Annotated in this window: 20 protein-coding genes; 12 read left to right on the top strand and 8 right to left on the bottom strand. The window is 70.5% G+C overall.

Annotated elements, in window-relative coordinates; all coding sequences use genetic code 11:
• Positions 1 to 108: 108 nt before the first annotated feature.
• Positions 109 to 1,131: a LacI family DNA-binding transcriptional regulator gene (locus ADL03_RS28590; protein WP_053736786.1), complete on the bottom strand. Its 1,023-nt coding sequence runs from the start codon at positions 1,129 to 1,131 to the stop codon at positions 109 to 111.
• A gap of 122 nt (positions 1,132 to 1,253) precedes the next feature.
• Here ADL03_RS28590 and ADL03_RS28585 point away from each other — a divergent pair, with 122 nt between their 5' ends.
• The 3 genes from ADL03_RS28585 to ADL03_RS28575 are packed head-to-tail and all read left to right on the top strand — an operon-like array spanning position 1,254 to position 4,205.
• Positions 1,254 to 2,396, top strand: coding sequence for a Gfo/Idh/MocA family protein (locus ADL03_RS28585; RefSeq protein ID WP_053736652.1), 1,143 nt, complete (start codon positions 1,254 to 1,256; stop codon positions 2,394 to 2,396).
• Entirely contained in the window at positions 2,389 to 3,417 is a 1,029-nt protein-coding gene (locus ADL03_RS28580; RefSeq protein ID WP_053736651.1) for a dihydrodipicolinate synthase family protein, read from the top strand. Before ADL03_RS28585 ends, ADL03_RS28580 begins: the two co-directional genes overlap by 8 nt.
• Positions 3,390 to 4,205, top strand: coding sequence for a sugar phosphate isomerase/epimerase (locus ADL03_RS28575; RefSeq protein ID WP_053736650.1), 816 nt, complete (start codon positions 3,390 to 3,392; stop codon positions 4,203 to 4,205). Before ADL03_RS28580 ends, ADL03_RS28575 begins: the two co-directional genes overlap by 28 nt.
• A 110-nt stretch (positions 4,206 to 4,315) precedes the next feature.
• Here the strand turns inward: ADL03_RS28575 and ADL03_RS28570 are convergent, their stop codons facing one another.
• A complete protein-coding gene (locus ADL03_RS28570; protein WP_157529421.1) occupies positions 4,316 to 5,350 on the bottom strand; it encodes a serine hydrolase in 1,035 nt (344 codons plus the stop codon).
• Between the two features lie 52 nt (positions 5,351 to 5,402).
• Here ADL03_RS28570 and ADL03_RS28565 point away from each other — a divergent pair, with 52 nt between their 5' ends.
• Positions 5,403 to 6,083: an SDR family oxidoreductase gene (locus ADL03_RS28565; RefSeq protein WP_197288719.1), complete on the top strand. Its 681-nt coding sequence runs from the start codon at positions 5,403 to 5,405 to the stop codon at positions 6,081 to 6,083.
• Here ADL03_RS28565 and ADL03_RS28560 read toward each other — a convergent pair.
• Positions 6,058 to 6,495 carry a MarR family winged helix-turn-helix transcriptional regulator gene (locus tag ADL03_RS28560; RefSeq protein WP_053736649.1) on the bottom strand — a complete coding sequence of 146 codons (438 nt, stop codon included), beginning with the start codon at positions 6,493 to 6,495 and terminating at the stop codon, positions 6,058 to 6,060. The genes ADL03_RS28565 and ADL03_RS28560 overlap by 26 nt on opposite strands.
• Positions 6,496 to 6,577: 82 nt before the next feature.
• Here ADL03_RS28560 and ADL03_RS28555 point away from each other — a divergent pair, with 82 nt between their 5' ends.
• Positions 6,578 to 7,453, top strand: coding sequence for an SBBP repeat-containing protein (locus tag ADL03_RS28555; RefSeq protein ID WP_197288718.1), 876 nt, complete (start codon positions 6,578 to 6,580; stop codon positions 7,451 to 7,453).
• Here ADL03_RS28555 and ADL03_RS28550 read toward each other — a convergent pair.
• From ADL03_RS28550 to ADL03_RS28535, 4 genes are read right to left on the bottom strand one after another with little or no spacing between them, the layout of a single operon-like run.
• Positions 7,437 to 7,949: a S1 RNA-binding domain-containing protein gene (locus ADL03_RS28550; RefSeq protein ID WP_053736647.1), complete on the bottom strand. Its 513-nt coding sequence runs from the start codon at positions 7,947 to 7,949 to the stop codon at positions 7,437 to 7,439. The genes ADL03_RS28555 and ADL03_RS28550 overlap by 17 nt on opposite strands.
• Positions 7,946 to 8,749: an alpha/beta fold hydrolase gene (locus ADL03_RS28545; RefSeq protein WP_053736646.1), complete on the bottom strand. Its 804-nt coding sequence runs from the start codon at positions 8,747 to 8,749 to the stop codon at positions 7,946 to 7,948. Before ADL03_RS28545 ends, ADL03_RS28550 begins: the two co-directional genes overlap by 4 nt.
• A gap of 18 nt (positions 8,750 to 8,767) precedes the next feature.
• Positions 8,768 to 9,199 (bottom strand): cupin domain-containing protein, encoded by a 432-nt coding sequence (locus ADL03_RS28540; protein ID WP_082373544.1) that lies wholly within the window; start codon positions 9,197 to 9,199, stop codon positions 8,768 to 8,770.
• Positions 9,196 to 10,683 (bottom strand): GGDEF domain-containing protein, encoded by a 1,488-nt coding sequence (locus tag ADL03_RS28535; RefSeq protein WP_197288717.1) that lies wholly within the window; start codon positions 10,681 to 10,683, stop codon positions 9,196 to 9,198. The genes ADL03_RS28540 and ADL03_RS28535 overlap by 4 nt, the downstream gene beginning before the upstream one ends.
• A gap of 159 nt (positions 10,684 to 10,842) precedes the next feature.
• On the opposite strand from ADL03_RS28535, the gene ruvC reads away from it, so the two are divergent.
• The 7 genes from ruvC (at position 10,843) to ADL03_RS28500 (ending at position 17,708) form a co-directional block, all read left to right on the top strand.
• The gene (gene ruvC / locus ADL03_RS28530) at positions 10,843 to 11,412 is read left to right on the top strand and encodes a crossover junction endodeoxyribonuclease RuvC (protein WP_053736645.1); all 570 of its coding nucleotides are present in this window, start codon (positions 10,843 to 10,845) and stop codon (positions 11,410 to 11,412) included.
• Between the two features lie 400 nt (positions 11,413 to 11,812).
• Complete coding sequence (ruvA, locus tag ADL03_RS28525) at positions 11,813 to 12,397, top strand: Holliday junction branch migration protein RuvA (protein ID WP_053736644.1); 585 nt, start codon at positions 11,813 to 11,815, stop codon at positions 12,395 to 12,397.
• A complete protein-coding gene (ruvB, locus tag ADL03_RS28520) occupies positions 12,394 to 13,407 on the top strand; it encodes a Holliday junction branch migration DNA helicase RuvB (protein ID WP_053736643.1) in 1,014 nt (337 codons plus the stop codon). The genes ruvA and ruvB overlap by 4 nt, the downstream gene beginning before the upstream one ends.
• A 93-nt stretch (positions 13,408 to 13,500) precedes the next feature.
• The gene (yajC, locus tag ADL03_RS28515; RefSeq protein ID WP_053736642.1) at positions 13,501 to 13,881 is read left to right on the top strand and encodes a preprotein translocase subunit YajC; all 381 of its coding nucleotides are present in this window, start codon (positions 13,501 to 13,503) and stop codon (positions 13,879 to 13,881) included.
• A gap of 350 nt (positions 13,882 to 14,231) precedes the next feature.
• Complete coding sequence (gene secD, locus ADL03_RS28510; protein WP_082373543.1) at positions 14,232 to 16,022, top strand: protein translocase subunit SecD; 1,791 nt, start codon at positions 14,232 to 14,234, stop codon at positions 16,020 to 16,022.
• 1 nt (position 16,023) lies between these two features.
• Positions 16,024 to 17,193, top strand: a complete 1,170-nt coding sequence (secF, locus tag ADL03_RS28505) for a protein translocase subunit SecF (RefSeq protein ID WP_053736641.1) — start codon at positions 16,024 to 16,026, stop codon at positions 17,191 to 17,193.
• On the top strand, positions 17,190 to 17,708 hold the full coding sequence (locus ADL03_RS28500) for an adenine phosphoribosyltransferase (RefSeq protein WP_053736640.1): 519 nt from the start codon (positions 17,190 to 17,192) through the stop codon (positions 17,706 to 17,708). Before secF ends, ADL03_RS28500 begins: the two co-directional genes overlap by 4 nt.
• 126 nt (positions 17,709 to 17,834) lie before the next feature.
• Here ADL03_RS28500 and ADL03_RS28495 read toward each other — a convergent pair whose 3' ends face one another.
• Positions 17,835 to 18,125: a hypothetical protein gene (locus ADL03_RS28495; protein ID WP_157529419.1), complete on the bottom strand. Its 291-nt coding sequence runs from the start codon at positions 18,123 to 18,125 to the stop codon at positions 17,835 to 17,837.
• Positions 18,126 to 18,127 lie beyond the last annotated feature (2 nt).

The following is an 18,127-nucleotide window of genomic DNA, read 5'->3' as shown; positions in this document are numbered from 1 at the left end:
CCACGCGATCGGCGCGAGCAGGGGACCGGGTTGGTATGCCAGCCGGGGCCAGACCCCATGGGGACGGCTCAACTCCTCATGACTAAGTACGTGAACAGCCAGACGAGTCTAATTGTGGGCAGTCGACGCCCTGAGCACCACCTCGCCGGCGACCCGGACGGTGCGGGCCTCGTCACCACCGGCGTCCAGCACGAGACCTGCGGCGATCTCGCCCATCCGCTCCAGCGGCAGCCGCACGGTCGACAGCGCGGGCACCGTGTCGCGCAGCGTCGGGATGTCGTCGAACCCGGCGATCGACATGTCCTCCGGCACCCGCACGCCCCGTTCGCGCAGCGCGGCCATCGCCCCCATCGCCATCACGTCGGTGACGGCGAAGACGCAGGTCGCACGGGCTGACCTGCGCGCGTTCAGCAGCTCCATGGCGGCCTCGTAGCCGCCGTCGCGGGTGAACGCGCCGTTGATCACGACGGGGGGCGCGACACCGGCGTCGGCCAGTCCGGCCTTGAACCCGGCGAGCCGGTCGCGGGCCACCACGAGCTCCGAAGGACCACCCAGAACGGCGAACCTCCGGTGCCCGAGCGCCGCCAGCTCACGGGCCAGCGCACGTCCGCCCGCCCGGTTGCCCGGCACGACCGTGTCGGTCCCGAGCTTGGCCTGCGACACGCACGCCACCCGGCCGCCCTGCTCGGCGAACGCGTCGATCTCCGCCGCCAGCCGCGCCTGCGCCGCCCGGTCCGTGGTCCGCGAGCCCGCCAGCACCACCGCACGCGCCCGGTGCGCGCGCAGCGTGGACAGCAGCTCCACCTCGCGGTCCGGCGAGCGGTTGGTCGTGCCGAGGACGACGACGAGCCCGTTCTCCTCGGCCACCCGCGTCACGCCGGCGGCGATGCAGGAGAAGTACGGGTCGGTGATGTCGTGCACGACCAGGCCGACCAGCGAGCTGGAGTTGCGGGCCAGCGCCTGCGCCGAGGCGTTCGGCACGTAGCCGAGCTGCTCCGCGGTGCGCAGGACGCGGTCGCTCAGCTCGCCGCTCACCTGCCGCGTGCTGCCGTTGAGCACGCGCGAGGCGGTCGCCAGCGACACACCCGCCTGCCTCGCCACCTCGGCGAGCGTCACCTGTCGGGCGGACACGACCACCTCCGTCTAGTGCATGTGTGGACGGGAGACTAGCTCCCGCGGAGGTTGACGGCCCCGAAGCACCGCTATTAGCGTGGCGGGAAAGCGCTTTCCAGCGCTGTTACCAGGGAGGTGCGATGGCGGTTCGGACCATCGGAGTGGCGGTCAACGGCGTCACCGGGAGGATGGGATATCGCCAGCACCTGGTCAGGTCCCTGCTCCCGCTGCGGGACGAGGGCGTGCGGCTGCCGGACGGCACCGTGCTGAAGGTCGAGCCCGTGCTGGTCGGCCGCAACGCCGACAAGCTCAAGGAGATCGCGCAGCGCCACGACCTCGCGCGCTGGACCACGGACCTCGACAGCGCGCTCGCCGACCCGGACGTGGAGATCTACTTCGACTCGCAGGTGACCTCGAAGCACGTCGAGTCGATCACCAGTGCGCTCCAGGCCGGCAAGCACGTCTACACCGAGAAGCCGGTCAGCGAGACCGTCGAGGAGGCGCTGCGGCTGGCCGCGCTCGCCGACGAGAAGGGCCTGCGGCACGGCGTCGTCGCGGACAAGCTCTACCTGCCCGGCATCCGCAAGCTCAAGCGGCTGCTCGACGGCGGCTTCTTCGGCCGCGTCCTCAGCGTGCGCGGCGAGTTCGGCTACTGGGTCTTCGAGGGCGACTGGCAGCCCGCGCAACGCCCGAGCTGGAACTACCGGGCGCAGGACGGCGGCGGCATCGTCTCGGACATGTTCTGCCACTGGAGCTACCTGCTGCACAACCTCTTCGGCCGCGTCGAGGCCGTCACCGCGCGCGCCGTCACGCACATTCCAACCCGCTGGGACGAGCAGGGCGCCGAGTACGCCGCCACCGCCGACGACGCCGCGTACGGCATCTTCGAGATCGAGAACGGGGTCATCGCGCAGATCAACTCGTCCTGGTGCGTGCGGGTGCGCCGCGACGAGCTCGTGGAGTTCCAAGTGGACGGCACCGAGGGCAGCGCGGTCGCCGGTCTGCGCGAGTGCTTCGTGCAGCCGCGCGCCGTCACGCCGAAACCGGTCTGGAACCCGGACCTGCCGGTCACGCACCCGTTCCGCGAGCAGTGGCAGCCGGTGCCCGACAACGACGAGTTCGACAACGGCTTCAAGGTGCAGTGGGCGGAGTTCCTGCGGCACGTCTACCAGGGCACGCCGTTCCCGCACGACTTCCGCGCCGGTGCGCGCGGTGTCGCGCTGGCCGCGGCCGGGCTGCGGTCCTCTTCGGAGGGTCGCAGGGTGGAGCTGACCGATGTCTGACCCCCACGAGCGCGTCGTGTTCGCGGCAGCGCACGTCGTCGCGGCCGACGAGCGCACGGTCGACTGGGACGCGACGCTGGCGTTCCGGCACCACCTGTGGTCGCACGGCCTGGGCGTCGCGGAGGCCATGGACACCGCGCAACGCGGCATGGGCCTGGACTGGCCGGCCGCCGCCGAGCTGATCCGCCGCAGCGCCGCCGAGAAGGCCGGTCGGATCTGCGCGGGCGTCGCCACCGACCACCTGACCGGTGAGGCGAGCCTCGACGACGTGCTCAAGGCCTACCTGCGGCAGCTGGAGGTCGTGCAGGAGGCGGGCGCGCAGCCGGTGCTGATGTGCTCACGCCAGCTGGCGGCGTGCGCGCGCGGACCGGAGGACTACGCGAAGGTCTACGACACCCTGCTGGACAACGTCAGCGAGCCGGTCGTCCTGCACTGGCTCGGCACCGCGTTCGACCCCGCGCTGGCGGGCTACTGGGGCGCCGACGACGTCCCGCAGGCCACCCGCAACTTCCTGGAGATCATCCACTCCCGCCCGGACAAGGTCGACGGCGTGAAGGTCTCGCTGCTCGACGCCGGCCACGAGATCGGGCTGCGGCGCGCGCTCCCGGCCGGCGTCCGCTGCTACACCGGCGACGACTTCAACTACCCGGAGCTGATCGCGGGCGACGAGCACGGCCACAGCGACGCGCTGCTCGGCATCTTCGACCCGATCGCCCCGGTGGCCGCGCGGGCGTTGCGCGCGTTGGCCGCGGGCGACACCGACGGGTTCCACCGGATCATGGCGCCCACGGTCCCGTTGTCGCGTCACCTGTTCAGCGCGCCGACCTACTACTACAAGACCGGCGTGGTGTTCCTGGCGTGGCTGGCCGGGCACCAGGAGCGGTTCCTGCTGCTCGACGGCCTGCAGACCGCCCGCAGCGCCGAGCACCTGGCCGAGGCCAAACGGCTCGCGGTCGCCGCCGGCGTGGTCGAGCCCGAGCTCGCGGAACGGCGGTGGCAGCAGTGGCTCGCCTCTCGCTGAACCAGGCCACGATCAAGCGCGCCACCGCGGCCGAGGCGGTCGAAGGCTGTGTGCGGCACGGCATCGAGTCGATCGGGCTGTGGCGCGAACCGGTCGCCGACCACGGCCTGGAGCGCACCGCGAAGCTCGTCGCGGACGCCGGGCTGCGCGTGTCGTCGTTGTGCCGCGGCGGGTTCCTCACCGCCGTGGACAACCGTGCCGCGTTGGACGACAACCGCCGTGCGATCGACGAAGCGGCGGCGTTGCGCACGGACACGCTGGTCATGGTCGTCGGGGGAGTGGCGGCCGACAAGGACCTCGTCGGCGCACGTCACCGGGCCGCCGACGCGATCGCGGAGCTGTCCGGCCACGCGGCCGCGGCGGGCGTGACGCTGGCGCTGGAACCGATGCACCCGGTGTTCTGCGCCGACCGCGGCGTGCTGTCGACGCTGGCGCAGGCGCTCGACATCGCCGAGCAGCACGAGTCGGTGGGGGTCGTCGTCGACGCGCTGCACGTCTGGTGGGACCCGGACGTGGACGCGCAGATCGCACGCGCGGGCTCGCTCATCGCGTCGTACCAGGTGTGCGACTGGCTCACGCCGGTGCCGGCGGACGTGCTGCTGGGCCGCGGTTATCCGGGCGACGGCGCGATCGACCTCGACCGGCTGACCAGGCAGGTCGCGGCCACGGGGTACGCGGGGGACGTCGAGGTGGAAATCTTCAACGCCGACATCTGGGCGGCGGACTTCGACGAGGTGATCGCGGAGGTGGCGCGGCGGTACCACTCCATTGTGGAACCGGCGCTCTGAGCGACGCGGGGAAGCCGGTCGTCGACGGCGGCGACGACCGACCCCGGCGTTGGTACGTGTATAGCGAAGAAGCAGTGCCCCGCGGCGCGAATTCAGAGAAATCTCAGGAATCAGCCGCCGTTGAAGAACCTGTAAACCTTTGCACGATGTTTCGGCTTGGTGGTCGTGATCTTGATGACCGCGTCGAACATGGACCGGCCGAGCTCCGCGCGCGCCGCGACGGCCGGGTGCGTGGTGCTGAAGTCCTGGTCGTTCTGCGCCTTGTCCCCGGTGAACGTGCCGGAGGCGAACATCGAGTAGACCAGGATCGCCCGGTTGTCCTCGCTGAACATGATCCCGGCCTCGTTGCGGCCGTCCTCGTACCAGCCGGCCTTCGTCGCGACGCGCAGCCGCTCGTTGGTGGTGAGGTTCAGCCGGACGCCGTCGGTGAAGCTCGCCGTGGCCCGCAGGATGTTGAGCAGGTAGGCCGTCGACGCGGGCGAGAGCAGCTCGCCGTCGACCAGTTTCTGCAGCAGCGTGTGCGTCTCGCGCGCCGTCGTCGTGCCGAGGAAGAACCGGTTCGGGTTGGCGACCGGCACGACCTGCGTGTGCACGAAGCCCTTGGACCGCAGGATCTCGTTGAGCTCCAGCGCCGGGACGACCAGGCCGCACAGCCGGACGGCGGTGTTGTCCGAGACCGTGAGCAGGTTCGCGAGCGCGTGGCCCACGGTGACCTCGCTCGGGTAGGCCCCGTCGAGCGCGAAGATGCCGTCGGTGTCCTGGATGACGATCGCGGCCGACACGGTGACCGTCTGGTCCAGCCTGACCAGCCCGCGGTCCACCTTGTCCAGCACCGCGACGGCCACGGCGATCTTGTTGACGCTGTAGGCCTCGACGACCGCGTCCGCGTTCTCGTCCACCGCGGGCCTGGTGTTGCCGTCGAGGTCGGCGACCGTGATGTACGACGACCAGGTGCCGCGTGCCTTCCTCACCTGCCTGCGGTAGATCTGCGCCACGCGCTTGCGCGACCGTTCGGCGGTGGTCGGGAAGCGTTCGATCTCCACCTCCGCCTCCTCCTGGGCCTGCGCTGCGCCGGTGGACCCGAGCACGGCCGTCGCGGCCGCGACGGTTCCCAGCCCGAACACGGACCTGCGGTTCAAAGTCATGCGCGCCATCAAAACAGGCGGCACTGACATATCCCTGACTAGGGTTCCGATCATGGAACGGGTCTTCGTGGTCACCGGCGCGTCACGCGGCATCGGAGCGGCCACCGCCGCGCTCGCGCTGGAAGCGGGCTATCGCGTCGTGCGGGCCTCACGTTCGGCTGAAGAATCTGTCGGGGATCGCGGCTGGGACGCCAAATGTGACGTTTCCTCGTGGGATTCCGTGCAGGACCTCGTGTCGCGAGTGGAGTCACGCTGGGGCCGCGTCGACGTCGTCTTCGCGAACGCCGGCGTCTCGGTGGACACGTCGTTCACCACCTCCGCCGGTGCGCGGCCGGAGGAGTGGACCGGCATGGTCGTCACGAACGTCTGCGGCCCCGCCTTCACCGCGCGGGCGGCGATGCCGGCGCTGATCCGCTCCGGCGGTCACCTGGTGCTGACCGGGTCCGCCGCCGGGCGCGGGGTGCGGCCGGGAAACCTGTACTCCGCGACCAAGTGGGCGATCACCGGCCTGGCGCAGGCGATCAGGGCGGAGGCGGTCGGCACGGGCGTGCGGGTCACGGTCGTGCAGCCCGGGCTCGTGGACACCGACGCGATCCCGGCCTCGCGGGTGGACGATCCGAAGCTCGAACCCGCCGACGTCGGCAGGGCGGTGCTGTACGCGGTGTCCCAGCCGTCCACTGTGGACGTCAACGAGATCCTGATCCGGCCTACCGGCCAGGCTGCTCATCGCTGAGCACCGCTGAGCACCGCTGCAGGAGCGCGCGCAGCTGCGTGCGCTCCTCCGGCGTGAACGCGTCCGCCAGCCTCTGCTCCACCGCGACCGCGCCCTTGTCCGCCTCGCGGAACTTCGCGTAGCCCGCCTCGGTCAGCCGGTTCTCCAGCACGTTGCGCTGCCACTGGTGCGGCGTGCGCTCCACGAGCCCGAGCGCGACCAGGTTCTGCAGGATCGTCGTCATCGTCTGCGGTGTGACCAGGCACAACCGCGCCAGCTCCGCGGCGGGCGCGCCGGGGTGGTCGCTCAGCGCCAGCAACGCCGAGTACTGCGGCACGGTCAGCCCCGCCGGCCGCACCGCCGCCGACTTCGCGGCCATCAGGTCCTGCTCGGCGCGCTTGATGTCGCCGCCGATCCGATCGCCGCTGCGCATCCGTTCATCGTAGGAGTGTGGTAAGAGTATGGATAGTTATCAGAACTCTGATAGCTATCAGTGCTCTTACTGGAGGACCGTCATGCGCGTCGCGCTCGCCGTAATGGCAGCGTTGTTGCTGGTCACGGGCACGGCCACGGCCACGCCCGGCTCTGTGGTGGCGTCCGCGCCGTCCCTGCACCCCGAGGGCGTGCAGTGGGACCCGACCCGCGGCCAGTTCCTGGTCAGCTCACTGCGGCACGGCACCGTGTCGCTGGTCAGCCCGTCCGGCCGGGTCCGCCCGCTGGTCACGGGCACGAAGATGGTGTCCACGTTCGGCCTCCAGGTCGACCACGGCCGCCTGCTCGTCGCGTACGGCGACATCGGCTTCGGCGACCGCTCCGCACCCGGCCAGTCCGGTCTCGGCGTGTTCGACCTGCGCACCGGCCGCGCCCTGCGGTTCGTCGACGTCCCCGGCGGCGCCAACGACATCGCCGTCGACCCGCACGGCAACGCCTACGTCACCGGCACCTCGGGCGACACCATCTGGCAGGTCACCCCGTCCGGCCGGCTCACCGCGTTCGCCCGTGACCCGCGCCTGGGCGGCGCGTCGTTCGGCAACAACGGCATCGTCTGGGACCCCAGGGGGTTCCTCGTGACCGGCCACTACACGAACGGCACGCTGTTCAAGGTCACCGCGGGCCACGTGGAGGAGCTGCCCGCGCCGAAGCTGCCCGGCGCGGACGGGCTCACGCTCACCCCGCAGGGGCTCGTCGTGGTGACGAACTCGCTGAGCGCGCCCGGCAAGAACGCCGTGACCGTGCTCGACACCCGCACGTGGCAGATCCGCTCGCAGCGCGACTGGAAGACCGCGCCGACCACGGCCGCGCGCACGCCGTTCGGCACGTACGTGCTCAGCGGCTACGTCGACGTGCTGGTGGGCGGGGCGACGACGGACGAGTTCAGGCTGGACCGCTAGCGGAGAGGCGGATGCGGCGCCGTTCGCGGTCGACCTCGGTGATCACGACGGTGATCTCGTCGCCGACCTCGGACGGGCCCGGCGCGTCGTCGTGGCGCAGAAGTCCCTCCAGGCCGTCCGCGAGCGCGACGAACACGCCGAAGGGGACCACTTTGGTGACCCGGCCGCGCACGGGCCCCGCGGTCGCGGTGAACGTCTGGAACGGGTCGGGCAGCGTTGCCTTCAGCGACAGCCTGGCCTGCAGGTTCCAGGTGTCGAACTGGAGGAACTCGCAGGTGATGCGCTGACCGGCCTGGACCACGTCGGTCAGCGCGTCGAACGGCCGCCACGACAGCTCCGCGGCCGAGACGAACCCGGCGCCGGGGAAGACCGGATGAGCGGGCCCGGCGTCCAGCGCAACGAACACGCCGAACCGCTCGACCGCCGCGACCGTCCCCGGCAGCAGCTCACCCGGCCGCAGCGCGGCGAGGAACGCGGACAGCTCCGGCGACCTCACGCGCCGCGGAGGAACTCGACGAGCAGCCGGTTCACCTCGTCCGGCCGTTCCAGGTACCCGATGTGCCCGCAGTCGGCCACCTCGACGTAGCGGGCACCGGGGATCGCGTCCGCCACCTCGCGCGACAGCCGGGGCGGCAGGACGCGGTCCTCGGCGAACCCCATGACCAGCGACCGCACCGTGATCGCGCGGTAGGCGGCGGCCCGCGGCTCGAACGCGCCCAGCGCCAGCTGCGCCCGTTCGCCCGCGCTGGGCATGGAGTTCGCGAACTCGTACATCTGCAGCCAGTCCTGTGCCACGACCGGGTCCGCCAGCGTGGCCGCCGCGACGTTGCGGGTCAGCGACGCCGCCGCGAAGAACGACGCGGGCAGCTCGATGCCCTTGTCGTGCAGCTCCAGCATCCCGCGCGACCACATCTGCTGCACCGGGTCGGGCCGCGCGCACGTCGCCATCATCACCGCGCTGCGCACCAGGTCCGGCCGGGCCAGCGCCAGCTCCTGCACCACGCGTGCGCCCAGCGACGTGCCGACGACGTGGGCGGGACCGCCCAGGTGGGTGATCACCGCCGCGGTGTCGGCGGCCATGTCGTCGATCGTGAAGCCGTCCGCGCACTCCGACGACGGCTTGATGCCGCGGTTGTCGAAGTACGCGACCCGGTAGCCGGCCTTGACCAGCGCGGGCACCTGGTAGGTGCGCCAGACGCGGCCGGGGCTGCCGGTGCCCATCACGAGCACGACGAGGTCGCCGGACCCCTCGGTCAGGACGTTCAGCTCGATGCCGTTGAGCGGGACAAGCGCCATTCCGCCGATCTTAGGAGGCTAGAAGCGGCACAACGGCCGGATCTCCGAAGCATGAGACGGATAACGCGCACACAGCTCGTCCGCATGGCCGAACGACACGATGTCGTCGGTGTAGGGCGGCACCACCACCGTGCCGACCAGCGACCACTCACCGGCGGGCGCGCTGCCCTGCCACACCCCGGCGGGCACCACGACCTGGGGGTTCGACTCCGACAGCAACGGCTGCCGCACGCTGCCGTCCGGGTACAGCAGCAGCATCCGCAACGGAGAACCCGCGTGGAAGCTGTAGATCTCGACGTGCTCCAACGCGTGCATGCCGGAGAAGTCCGGCTGCCGCAACAGGTACGCGATAGCGGACACCTCCTCCGAGCGGTGCGTCTGCGCGAAGTAGCCGCCCTCGACCGGAAGCTCCTGCATGCCGAGGTCCTGGATCAACTGCTCTGGGGTCACGTCATCTCCGGAAGCGGGGAACCGTGCACGACGACCATGCCCTTGCCGAGCCGTTTCGCCGTGTACATCGCGGCGTCCGCGGCTCCGAGCACGTCGTCGGCGGTCACCGACGGGTCGTAGGTGAGGCGTTGTGCCACACCGATGCTGGCACGCACCTCGTGGACGCGGCCGTGCACCTCGTGCGGGTGCGCCAGCGCCGACAGCAGCCGTTCGCCGATCTCCTCCGCGTCGCCGCCGTCGACCAGCACGCCGAACTCGTCACCGCCGAGCCGCGCCACCGTGTCTCCCGGCCGCACGCTGTGCTCCAGCCGTGCCGCGACGTTGCGCAGCACGACGTCACCCTCGGCGTGGCCGTAGTTGTCGTTGACCGCCTTGAAGCCGTCGACGTCGATGAACAACAGGATCAACGGCGTGACACGGCCGCGCACGGCCAACGCGCGTTCGAGACGCTCACGGAACAACGCACGGTTCGCAACACCGGTCAACGGGTCGTGCGACGCCTCGTGCCGCAGCTGCTCCCTGCTGAGCCGTAGCTGGTCCATCAGCCTGACGTTGTCCATCATCGTGAGCAGCTGCCGCACGATCACGAGACACACGACCGCGAGCCCGACGTAGATCTCCACCGGGTTGAGCCGCCCGCCGGTCGCCGTGTTCCACAGGACGAACAGCCCGGTGACCGCGAGCGGCACGTACGGCACCAGCAGGTGCAGCATGTCCGCCATCCGGATGCGGCCGGGCGTCGGCATCGCGTCGCGCGCCGGTGCCAGCGCGCTCAGGAAGAACAACGCCGGGCAGAACATGAACCCGATGTCGACCGCCGCCGGGATCACCGTGACGCCCTTGGCGATGTAGAACGCGAACACCCACCCCGACGACGACTGCGCGATACCGGCCAACGCCACGAACACCATCGACCACTGCCGCACGGACTGATGCGTCCACGACATCACGACGATCGTCACGAGCAGCACGAGATACGCGGCCGGGTGCGCGACGACGGTGATGAACCCCGGCCCCTGCGTCGCCCACGGCCGGGTCAGCGACTCCAGCGCCGACACCCACGTGAGCACGAACAGCGACCCGATGACGATCAGCCCGTCGAGCACCACGACCGTGCGGCTGCGGTAGTTCGGCAACAGGTCATCGGCCCTGCGCGCGGCTTGGGCCCGTGCGATCACCGCGGCCAGGCACAGCACCGGCACCATCGTGAAGCCCAGCGGCGCGATGGTGGTCGTCGGCAGCTGCACGCCCAGGATCTGCTGCCCCCAGATCCACGCGGACAACCCGACCGTGAGGCTGGCCATCGCCGCCGTCATCCACCGGTTGCGAGCGCGCGCGTAGGCCAGCAACGCCGCCACGGCGAACAAGAGCTGCACGACCTTGTCGATCGCGACCCCGACATCGCGCGGCGCGGCCAGAACGGTGACGACGGTGACCGCCATGGAGGTGCCGACGCACCCCGCGACGAGCCAGAACCGCTTCACCGCTACTCCCGGAGATCAGAAACCTGACCACCGTAGTAACGGCGGCGGTGGTTGTCGAACCGTGTCGGTGCGCGTCACCCCGCAGCGCACCGGATATGGTTCGAACGAGTGTTCGTCCAGGTTTCGCCAGGCCGGGTTCTGCAAGGGGAGTGGGCTGTCGTGCGGGTGTTCGGGGTCGACCCCGGTCTGACCAGGTGCGGCTTCGGCGTCGTCGACGGCGGACCCGGCCGAACCGTGCGCGCCGTGGCCGTCGACGTCCTCCGCACGCCCGTGGACGCTGCTCTTTCCGTGCGACTCAACGAGCTGTACGACGGCGTGTGCGAGTGGATGGACCGTTACGAACCCAACGTCGTCGCCATCGAGCGGGTGTTCGCACAACACAACGTGCGCACCGCCATGGGCGTCGCGCAGGCGTCGGGCGTGGTGGCCCTGGCCGCGGCACAGCGGAACGTGCCCGTCGAGTTCCACACCCCGTCCGAGGTGAAGGCGGCGGTCACCGGTTCGGGCCGCGCCGACAAGGCACAGGTGACGATGATGGTCACCAAGCTGCTCGGGCTGAAGGTCGCGCCGAAGCCCGCCGACGCCGCCGACGCGCTGGCCATCGCCATCTGCCACCACTGGCGCGCGCCGATGCGGTCGCGGATGGAGGAGGCGCAGGCGAAAGCCGCCGAGCTGGCGCGCGTGCACAAGGCACGGCTGGCGGAGGCGGCCCGCCGAGGCACGTCGTGACCCGGCTGTTCCCTTCACACGTGGGGCGCTTTCGTGCGCTGCTGGCGTACGCGGGGAGCTTTCGTACGATCCCGCGACCGCCCGCGTGGATTCCGCGTGCGTCTGGCCCGTTTTGCGTGGGCGGCGTGCCGGGGTACGCCGTGGCTTCGTCGGCTGCGTCGTACGTGGGGCGCTTTCGTGCGCTGCTGGCGCACGCGGGGAGTCTTCGTACGATCCTGCGACCGCCTGCGGCAAGTCCGCGTGCAGCAGGCCCGCCTCGCGCGGGCCGCACGCCGGGGCGGATCATGACGACTTCAGTGCGCGCCGAAACTGTCGGTGCCGGCTGGAAGAATGAAAGCAAGGGGTCCCCCTTGCGAGGGGACGCCTGCGCGAGCGTGCAGGTCACAATCGGAGGAACCAGGTGATCTCGTCACTGCGCGGCCAGGTGCAGCACGTCGGCCTCGACCACGCCGTCGTCGAGGTGGGCGGTGTCGGGTTCGCCGTCCAGGCCACCCCGACCACCCTCGCGAGCCTGCGCCGCGGCGAGGAGGCGCAGCTCGCCACCACGCTGGTCGTGCGTGAGGACAGCCTGACGCTGTTCGGGTTCGCCGACGCCGAGGCCCGCGAGCTGTTCACGCTGCTGCAGACGGTCAGCGGCATCGGGCCGAGGATCGCGCTGGCCACGCTGGCCGTGCTCGAACCGGACAAGCTCCGCCACGCGCTCGCCGAAGGCAACATCACGGTGCTGACCCAGGTGCCCGGCATCGGCAAGAAGGGCGCGGAGCGGCTCATCATCGAGCTGCGCGACAAGGTCGGGCAGCTGCCCAGCGCCGCCGCGCCCGCGCAGCACAGCCAGACCCGCGACCACGTCGTCGAGGCGCTGCTCGGGCTCGGCTTCCCGGCCAAGGCGGCCGAGAGCACGGTCGACGCCGTCCTCGCCGACAACCCCGACCAGTCCACGGCCGCGGTCCTGCGGCGCGCGCTCTCCACGCTGGGGCGCAAGTGACCGAGGACGAGCTCAGCCCCTACGCCGTTCCCGCCGAACGCGACCTGGAGACCAGCCTCCGGCCGAGCGACCTCAGCGAGTTCGTCGGCCAGCACCGGGTCCGCGAGCAGCTGGAGCTCGTCCTGCACGGTGCGATGCGCCGCGGCACCGCACCCGACCACGTGCTGCTCAGCGGGCCGCCGGGACTCGGCAAGACCAGCCTCGCGATGATCATCGCGAAGGAGCTCGGCAGCCAGATCCGCATCACCAGCGGGCCCGCGCTCGAACGGGCCGGCGACCTCGCGGCCATGCTCAGCAACCTCGTCGAGGGCGACGTCCTGTTCATCGACGAGATCCACCGCATGGCCCGGCCCGCCGAGGAGATGCTGTACCTGGCCATGGAGGACTTCCGCGTCGACGTGGTCGTCGGCAAGGGGCCCGGGGCGACCAGCATCCCGCTCGACATCGCCCCGTTCACGCTGGTCGGGGCCACGACCCGGTCGGGTGCGCTGACCGGGCCGCTGCGGGACCGCTTCGGCTTCACCGGCCACATGGAGTTCTACCACCCGGAGGACCTCGACCAGATCGTGCGGCGCAGCGCCAAGATCCTCGGCGTCGAGCTGCACGACGACGGCGCGAAGGAGATCGCCGGGCGCTCCCGCGGCACGCCCCGCATCGCGAACCGGCTGCTGCGCCGGGTGCGCGACTTCGCCGAGGTCAGGGCGGACGGCCGGGTCACGGAGGAGATCGCCAAGCAGGCCCTGGAGGTCTACGACGTCGACCACCTCGGGCTCGACCGGCTCGACCGCGCGGTGCTCAACGCGCTGGTCAGGAGCTTCAATGGGGGACCGGTCGGGGTGTCCACGCTCGCGGTCGCCGTGGGTGAGGAACCGACCACGGTGGAAGAGGTGTGCGAACCGTATTTGGTGCGGGCTGGCATGCTGGCCCGGACACCGCGCGGTCGAGTGGCGACGCCCGCCGCGTGGCACCACCTGGGGCTGGAGCCGCCCGCCGGAGATCAACTGTGGTGACCTGGCACAATCGGTGAAAGCACCTGGACATATCGGACGTGCGCGAAGGCATGTCCACCTGATCGGAGAATGATGGGCAACCTTTCGTCTTTGATGTTCCCGTTGCTGCTGGTGCTGCTGGCCGTGCCGCTGTTCCTCAGCGCGCGCAAGCAGAAGCGCGCGATGGCCGAACAGCAGAAGCTGCAGAACGACCTGGCACCCGGCGACAAGGTGATGACGACGTCGGGCCTGTACGGCACGGTGGCCGACGCGAGCCACGACACCACCATCGACATCGAGATCTCCGAGGGCGTCGTCACGCGCTGGCTGCGCGCCGCCATCCGCGAGAAGGTCGTGGACGTCGAGGAGACCGCGGTCGAGAAGGCGGACGACCACGAGCTGGAGGCCGAGCCGGCCACCACCACCACCACCACGGTCGCCGAGCCGGCCACCGCTCAGGTCGCCGAGCCGCTGGACCACAACGCCAAGAAGTAGTACTCGGGCGCATAGACATGAATCGCCCGTGTCCGGCGAAAACCGGGCACGGGCGTGGCAGTCAGCTGTGCCGCATCGGCACAACGGCGTAGTCGGCGCGGAAGTGCGCGAGATCGCCCGGAGTGCGTCAGCGGAGAAAGCGGCTCGGCCGCTCAGCAGGAACAAACCCCAGCTTGCCCCTCGGTCCGCAATTGTGTCAGTCTCCGCTCAGCGGCGTCAACGAAGCACTGGTGACGGTGCTGGCAAGTGTGAACGGCGCAGTCCGGTGCCGGGGAGTGACGCTCAGCTCACAACCCGCACGGTAATCTGCGCCTCCGCCCTGACATGTCAACTGAGGAGACGGACGGACCGTGGCACCTCCGGCCGGGCAAATTCGCCCCGCGAAATATCTGGCGAGTTTCGCCATCGTCGTCGTCGCGCTTTACGCCCTGGTGTTCTTCACGGGCAACGGTTCCGCCAAACCGAAGCTCGGCATCGACCTGCAGGGCGGCACGATCGTCACGCTGACCGCGCGTCAGGAAGACGGCGCGCAGCCGAGCGAGGAAGCGCTGAACCGCGCGCGTGACCTCATCGAGGTGCGCGTCAACGGTCTCGGTGTCTCCGGCGCCGAGGTCGTCCGCGACGGCAACAACCTGACGATCACCGTGCCCGGCGCGGACAGCGAGGGCGCGAAGGGCCTGGGCCAGACCGCCCGCCTCGCGTTCCGCAAGGTCGTGGGCCAGCCGATCCCGGCGTCCACCGGCATGCAGACCGAGACGTCGTCCGCTCCCTCGTCGGGCAACGCGCCGGCCAGCAGCACGCCGGCCCCGCCGAGCGCGTCGGCCGGTCAGCCCTCGTCGAGCAACTCCCCGCAGGGCCGCCCCGCGCCGAACCTGGCCGCGCAGCCGTCCAGCACGCCGCCGTCGGCCAGCACCGCTCCGTCGACGCCGAGCACCGCGCCGTCCACGCCCGCCGGCAACTCCGCCGTCGACCCGAAGGTCGCGAAGGAGATCCAGGAGGCCAAGGCGCTGCGCCAGAGCAGCGACCAGCAGACGCTGCAGCAGGCGGCGCTCCTGCTCGACTGCTCCAAGCCGGACCCGCTGCGCGGCAACGACGACCTGGACAAGCCGCTCGTCACCTGCGACGAGAAGGGCGAGTTCAAGTACATCCTCGCCCCGGTCAACCCGGCTCCCGGCGACACCACGGTCAAGCCGGACGACTACACCACGTACTCGCGCCTGTCCGGTGAGGACATCAGCAACGCCGCCGCGAACGCCAACCCGAACGGCACCGGCTACGTCGTGAACCTCGAGTTCAAGAGCGAGGGCGGCGACAAGTGGTCGAAGTTCACCGCGGCCAACGTGCAGCAGGCCGTCGCCGTCGTCCTCGACGGTGAGGTCATGTCCGCGCCGACCATCCAGTCGGCCATCTCCGGCGGCTCGACCGAGATCAGCGGCAAGTTCACGCTGAAGCAGGCGCAGGCGCTCGCGGACACGCTGAAGTACGGCGCGCTGCCGCTGTCGTTCGACGCCTCCGAGGCGCAGACGATCTCCCCGACGCTCGGCCTCCAGTCGCTCAAGGCGGGTCTCATCGCCGGCGGCATCGGCCTCGCGCTGGTCTTCGTCTACTGCATGTTCTACTACCGCCTCCTGGGCATCATGACGATCCTGTCGCTGGTGCTGTCCGGCGTGATCGTCTACGGCGTGCTGGTGCTGCTGGGCCGCTGGATCGGGTTCACCCTCGACCTGGCCGGCATCGCCGGTTTCATCGTCGCGATCGGTATCACCGCCGACTCGTTCATCGTCTTCTTCGAACGACTGAAAGACGAGGTGCGTGAAGGCCGGTCGTTCCGTTCGGCCGTCCCGCGCGCATGGGTCCGTTCCCGCCGCACGATCCTCTCGGCCGACGCGGTCAGCTTCATCGCCGCCGCCGTGCTGTACGTGATCGCCGTCGGCCAGGTGAAGGGCTTCGCGTTCACGCTGGGCATGTCGACGGTCCTCGACCTCGTGGTCGTGTTCCTCGTGACGCACCCGCTGGTCGCGATGGCCTCGAAGTCCAAGCTCCTGTCCAACCCGAAGCTGTCCGGCCTGGGTGGTGCCCTGCGCGAGGGCGCGTCGCACCGCGCCGCGTCCGGCAACCCCGCTGCCGTGAAGGAGGCCTGACATGAGCAACGTGTTCACGCGCCTCTACGTGGGCAACGGCGCTTTCGACATCGTCGGCAAGCGCACCCGCTGGTACATCATCTCCGGCATCATCCTGCTGGTCTGCCTCGGCTCGATGGTGTTCAGGGGCTTCAACCTCGGCATCGACTTCGAGGGCGGCACCAAGATCTCGCTGCCGTCGGTCTCGCAGTCGGGCCAGCCGATCACCACGAACGCCGTCGAGGACTCGTTCGCGAAGGCGGTGCCCGGCAAGAAGCCGAACGCCGTGCAGGCCGTCGGCACCGGTGCCAGCGCCTCGATCCAGATCAAGTCGCCCGCGCTGAGCATCGCCGAGGTCTCGAGCCTCAAGGCGGCGCTGGCGGCGGACACCAACCCGCGCGGCGGCGCGGGGACGATCTCCGACAGCGCCGTCTCCGCGTCCTGGGGCGGTGAGATCAGCGGCAAGGCGCTGTGGGCGCTGTTCTGGTTCTTCGTGGTGGTGACGCTGTTCCTGGCGTTCTACTTCGAGTGGCGGATGGCCGTCGGCGCGCTCGTCGCGGTGTTCCACGACGTCGTCATCACCGCGGGCGTGTACTCGCTCGTCGGCTTCGAGGTGACGCCGGCGACGGTCATCGGTCTGCTCACGATCCTCGGCTTCTCGCTGTACGACACGGTCGTCGTGTTCGACAAGGTCAAGGAGAACACCCGAGGCCTGCTGGGCCTGACCCGCCGCACCTACGCGGAGGCGGCGAACCTGGCGCTGAACCAGACGCTGATGCGCTCGATCAACACCTCGCTGATCGCGCTGCTGCCGGTCATCGGCCTGCTGGTCGTCGGCGTCGGCATCCTGGGCGTCGGCACGCTGCAGGACCTGGCGCTGGTGCAGCTCGTCGGCATGTTCGTCGGTGCCCTGTCGTCGATCTTCATCGCGACCCCGGTCCTGGTGGACCTGAAGATGCGCGACCCGAAGTACGTCACGCAGGCCAAGCGCGTGGCCGCCCGCCGCGCCAAGGCCACGTCGGCGGGTGCCTCCCCGGAGGTCGCCGAGGGCATCGAGTCGGTCGACGACGAGACGCTGTCCGCCGACCTGCGCAAGGAAGAAGCGATGGCCGCCGCCGCGTCGGTGCCGCACCGCACCGCCAAGGCCGCCGACAACCGTCGTGGCCGCCCGACCGGAAAGCGCCAGCGTTGAAGCTAGATCGTGCTCTGGGACTGCTGCGTGAGGTCCCCGACTTCCCCCGGCCGGGGGTCGTCTTCCGGGACTTCACGCCCGTCCTCGCCGACCCGGACGCCCTGCGCGCCGTGGTCGACGCCCTGCAGGACAAGATCGACGACAGCACCCAGGTGATCGCCGCCATCGAGTCGCGCGGCTTCCTCCTGGGCGCCGCGCTCGGCTACGGCTGGCGCTACGGCGTCGTGCCGCTGCGCAAGCCCGGCAAGCTCCCCGCCGTGGCCGACTCGGTGTCCTACGACCTCGAGTACGGCACGGCGTCGCTGGAACTGCCCGCCGACGCCATCCAGCCAGGACAGCGCGTGGTCGTCGTGGACGACGTGCTGGCCACCGGAGGCACCGCGGAGGCCGCCTGCACGCTCGTGGAGCGCGCGGGCGGCATCGTGACGGGTGTGTCGGTGGTGTTGGAGATCCCGGCGCTGGGCGGCCGCTCACGGCTCGCGGGCCGTGAGGTCAACGCCCTGCTCGCCGTCTAGAACCCGCGACCCGCTGAAGACCGGCAACGCCCCACGTTGCCGGTCTTCGTCGTTTCACACCGACAACGGTGCGCTCCGAAGCCGGATCCTGCGTCGCCACCCGTTCACTCACGGCTTCGAGGCGGGTCAGGAGAGCGGGCGGACCGGTCCCGGCGGCGACACGAACCACGCGCCGGTCGTGACCAGCACGAGCGCCACCAACGCGGCGGGCGCCGTCACCACGGCGTACTCCCACACGGCGTGCCTGCGCGTCGAGCGCCGCAGCAACGACCAGCTCGCCGCCGTCGCCAGCACCCACGCCGTTGCCGTGCCGAGCATCGCGCGCAGGTCGACGTGGCCCGCCTCCTGCAGGGCGCCGTAGGCCATCGCGAGCAGCCAGGCGACGTTCATCGCGCCACACCACAGGAACGTCCTCATGC

Origin of the sequence: Nocardia sp. NRRL S-836 (genome assembly GCF_001279525.1) — a bacterium.
Lineage (GTDB): Bacteria > Actinomycetota > Actinomycetes > Mycobacteriales > Pseudonocardiaceae > Lentzea.
The sequence above is the reverse complement of the archived record's forward strand: the minus strand, read 5'-3'. Positions and strand labels throughout refer to the sequence as shown.